The organism is Candidatus Ruminimicrobium bovinum (assembly GCF_902760015.1).
Classification (GTDB): Bacteria; Elusimicrobiota; Endomicrobiia; order Endomicrobiales; family Endomicrobiaceae; genus Ruminimicrobium; species Ruminimicrobium bovinum.
The window spans coordinates 1-4,330 of record NZ_CACWEU010000192.1 but is presented as its reverse complement, the minus strand read 5'-3'; the positions used below and the strand labels follow the sequence as shown (position 1 = coordinate 4,330).

Annotated in this window: 5 protein-coding genes; all 5 read left to right on the top strand. The window is 30.3% G+C overall.

The annotated features are described in order from the left end of the window. Positions 1-231: 231 nt before the first annotated feature. The 5 genes from ACMUOV_RS06485 (at position 232) to rpsO (ending at position 4,264) form a co-directional block, all read left to right on the top strand. Entirely contained in the window at positions 232-810 is a 579-nt protein-coding gene (locus ACMUOV_RS06485; protein WP_413854292.1) for an SIS domain-containing protein, read from the top strand. Continuing rightward, positions 803-1,279 (top strand): adenylyltransferase/cytidyltransferase family protein, encoded by a 477-nt coding sequence (locus tag ACMUOV_RS06480; protein ID WP_413854291.1) that lies wholly within the window; start codon positions 803-805, stop codon positions 1,277-1,279. The genes ACMUOV_RS06485 and ACMUOV_RS06480 overlap by 8 nt, the downstream gene beginning before the upstream one ends. 2 nt (positions 1,280-1,281) lie before the next feature. Further along, positions 1,282-1,692, top strand: a complete 411-nt coding sequence (locus ACMUOV_RS06475) for a thiamine-phosphate pyrophosphorylase (RefSeq protein WP_413854290.1) — start codon at positions 1,282-1,284, stop codon at positions 1,690-1,692. Next, positions 1,676-3,910 carry an autotransporter outer membrane beta-barrel domain-containing protein gene (locus ACMUOV_RS06470; RefSeq protein ID WP_413854289.1) on the top strand — a complete coding sequence of 745 codons (2,235 nt, stop codon included), beginning with the start codon at positions 1,676-1,678 and terminating at the stop codon, positions 3,908-3,910. Before ACMUOV_RS06475 ends, ACMUOV_RS06470 begins: the two co-directional genes overlap by 17 nt. 93 nt (positions 3,911-4,003) lie before the next feature. Further along, positions 4,004-4,264, top strand: coding sequence for a 30S ribosomal protein S15 (gene rpsO, locus ACMUOV_RS06465; RefSeq protein ID WP_413854288.1), 261 nt, complete (start codon positions 4,004-4,006; stop codon positions 4,262-4,264). The last annotated feature ends 66 nt before the right edge of the window (positions 4,265-4,330 follow it).

Genomic DNA, 4,330 nt, shown 5'->3' with positions numbered 1-4,330 from the left:
CTATGCGATTTTTGATAAATAATTAGATTTTTCGCCTTAGCGAAAAATACCGAAAACTCTAAGCTCTAAGCACTAAGCCAAGAAAATATGTAACATTTTCTGTCTCAGCTATCGTTAAGTCGTGCTTCAAAAGAAAATTTTAAAAGGTTTGTTGTCAAACTCTAAGCTGCTCGGCTGAGGACACAAAGTGTCCGGCTCAGCTTCTCAGCTACAAAACCGGAGGTTTTATTTATGGAAACCAAACAAATAATAGAAAATTTTATTAACGGCAGCATTGAAGCAAAGAAAAAAATGCTCGACGAAGGGCAAATAGTTTATATACAGACAATAGCAAATAAAATAATAGAAGCATATCAAAACGGTAAAAAACTTATAGTGTTCGGTAACGGCGGTTCGGCAAGTGATGCACTTCATTTTGCGGCAGAAATTGTTTGTCGTTTTGAAAAGAACAGAAAAGCAATTCCGGCAATAGCATTAACCGAAAACATATCCACACTTACCGCAATAGGAAACGATTTCGGTTACGATTATGTTTTCAGCAGGCAACTTGAAGCATTTGCGCAAAAAGGTGATATTGCAATAGCAATTACAACATCGGGCAATTCCATAAATGTTATAAATGCGGTTGATTCTGCAAAAAAAATGGGAATGTTTGTTATCGGTTTAACAGGTTTAGACGGCGGTCAGTTAAAAGTTAAATCCGATATGTGTTATTGTGCACCTTCAAAAAATACTGCAAGAATACAGGAATGCCACATTTTATTAATTCATATAGTATCAAAAATAATAGAGGAAAAATTATTTGAATAATAAATTTTGTTCACTTAAACAGATAACTCAAATTGTCCGCAATTTGCAAAAAAAAGGTAAAAAAGCAGTTTTTACAAACGGATGTTTTGATTTGATACATGTAGGGCATGTCAGTTTATTTCAAAAAGCAAAAAGCTTAGGTGACGTTTTAATTGTTGCAATAAATTCCGATAAATCGCTTGCAAATATTAAGGGTCCTAAAAGACCTTTGGTTTGCCAAAAAGACAGAGTTAAAGTTCTATCCGCATTGTCAGCCATAGACTATGTAATTATCTTTTCACAAAATACTCCTTACGAAGTATTAAAACAAATAAAACCGGATATTCTTGTTAAAGGTGCCGACTATAAAATTAAAGATATTATCGGCAGAGAATTTGTTAAAAAAGTTTACAGATTCCCGTTTGTTAAAGGCAAATCAACAACAAATTTAATAAAACTTATAGTTGAAAGATACGGCAATAAATTATAAAAATGGAAAAAAGTTTTATACGAATTTTAGATACCAACCTTAACAGAACAAAAGAGGGTTTGCGCGTTATTGAAGACAGCGCAAGGTTTGTTTTTAACAATGAAGAAATTTATAAACAGCTTCGCACAATAAGGCATAAAGCAACTTCTTTTTTGGAAAGCAAATACGAACAACTTATTTCGGAAAGAGACAGCATAAAAGATGTAGGAAGAAAAGCAACCGAAGATAAAAGAACAAATCTTAAAAATATAATAATTGCAAATTTTAAAAGAGTGGAAGAATCTTTAAGAGTATTGGAAGAATATTCAAAGCTTATTGATTTTGAAATTGCATTAAACTATAAGGAATTAAGATACGGTATTTACCAAATAGAAAAAGATTTTGTAAAATTACTTAATGAACAAAAAAATTAAAGTTTTTTTATATTTGCTGTTTTTTTTATTTGCTGCACAATTTGTTTATGCGGGTAACAGTTTTGAAGTTTTAACAAGTTCAACAATACCTGCGGGAAGTTCTTTTTCCGACAATACAAAATCTTACGGCATTTATTTTACTACACCGACCGTAGATTATGCAACTTTATCACTTTTGGGAGATATTACCGTTAATAATAATGAAAAAGGAATTTATTGCGGAAATTACGGAACATTAAATTTGCAAACAACAAAAAAAGATGTAACAATCCATACAAGTTCTAACAGTAAAGTAGGAATACAATCACAATTTGTAAAAGATTGTTACCAATCCACAACAATATCCGTTGAGAATATAAATATTTACTCCGATAACGATAACATAGGGCTTTTCACATGCGGAAGAATGAATATAACGGCAAATTTAAACGACAGAAAAACAATAAATATAATAAACCCTTCGTCGGCAGCAATTCAAGTTAATGCAGCCGGAACATTTGAAGTTAGTAATATTGATATATACAGTAATGCCAAAACATTCGCACTTCTTACCGGAAAAACTTCTTCAACAACTTTTAGAAATACAAATATTAATATAAATTCTCAAACAGGTTTTTTGGCAAAACAAGACGATTTAATATATTTTATAAACAGCAGTTTTAAAAATGAAAAGGAGCATTTTTTAACTTCGCAAGAAAAATCTTTTTCTTCCTATATTACGGGAATAACCGCACAAAATTCAACAATAGAAGGTTTTATAGACAATGAGTCAAACAAGGTTAATTTTACACTTACAAGCAATTCGGTTTGGAAAATGAAAAAAAGTTCGAAAGTTAATGAATTAAATATTTCAAACAGTAATGTTGATTTATCGGTTTCAAACAATACAGGTTTTAATACTTTGACCGTTGAAAAACTTAAAGGGCAGGGAACAAACAATCAAATAACTTTAAATACTCAATTAAACGGTGATGATTCTTTAACGGACAAAATTGTAATTACAAAAAATATTGAAGGCAAATTTATTCTAAATATTAATAATGTCGGCGGGCAAGGTGCAAAAACAGAAAAAGGCATAAAAATTGTTGATACGACAATTAAAAATCCCGTCGATACTTTTAAATTAAAAAATTCAAAAATAGATATAGGCGCTTATGTTTATACGTTACAACAAGGTTATGCGGATGACAATTACAGTTGGTTTTTAAAAACCGGAGCATCGCCGTCAGAAAAAACAGATTCCTTTGTAACGATATCAAATACTCCTCAATTTATGAATTTTGTTGTTAAAACGGGAATGAACGAGTTGTCAAAACGGCTTGGCGACATAAGAAGAACACCTTTAAAAAAATATAACGGGGTATGGGTTAGAGCTTACGGTAAAAATTTTGATTACAATAAAGATTTAAAAACAAAACTGAATATTTTTGGTATTGAAGCAGGTTATGATTTCAGAATAAACAAAACAATTTCTTATATCGATAAAGATGATGAGGGATACGAAACAACTGTTGAAAAAATTAACAGAGATAAATGGTTTTTGGGTATTATGGCAGGTTTTCAAAATATCGGAAAAATTGAAACCGAACACAAAAATTCAAATAAAAACGGATCCGGAAACGGCAACTCAAAATCAGTCGGTATTTACGGCAGTTATATCGCACAAAACGGTTTATTTGTTGATTTAACTTTAAGAAATTTCTGGATGGATTTTGATATAAAAACCTATTCTTCATCCGATGAAGAAATTTCTTTCAAACCGCAAACTGCAAAGACAGCATTCGGTGCCGAAATCGGAAAAGAATTTTTGTTCGGAACAAATAAAAACATTTTACTTGAACCGAAAGCGGAACTTTTATTTGCATATTCGCCAGAAGTAAGTTTAACTGCAAATAGCAACAAAATTAAATATGGTTCAAATATTTTATGTAACGGTAAATTAGGTTTTGTATTGGGTTTATTAAACAAAAGTCAAAAAATTAAAAGATGGTTACCTTATTTGGAAACAGCATATAATTATGATTTCAATAATAAATTTGATATTTCATATTCCGATCAAAAACAAACCGTAGATTTTTCCGGCGGATATTTTGATATCGGGGCGGGATTAAATGCTTATATCGGTAAAGGAATAAATTGTTACGGATTTATAGGTTATCAAACAGGTACGGATACGGAAAACTTTACATGGAATTTAGGTATCCGCTACGGATTTTAAAAACGATGAGTATAGACATATAAAAAATAATTTTGTAAAATAAAATTTCTGGTTATAAATTTTAGTTTTTTTGTAAAAATATGGAGGAAATAAATGGCTTTACAGAAGAAAGAAGTAGTAGAACAATTTAAAACACATGCAACCGATACAGGGTCACCTGAAGTTCAAATTGCATTACTTACAACAAGAATTAATTATTTGTCGGAGCATTTTAAAAAGTTTCCTAAAGATTATGCTTCAAGAGTAGGATTTTTAAAAATGATAGGACAAAGAAGAAGTCTTTTGGATTATTTAAAAAGAACAAAAAAAGAAGCTTATAAAGATATATTAAAAAAACTTAATTTAAGAAAGTAATTAATATAAACTAAAAGTTCGTCGCAAACACAAAGGATGTAAAAAATTCCACTTTACAAGTGTAAT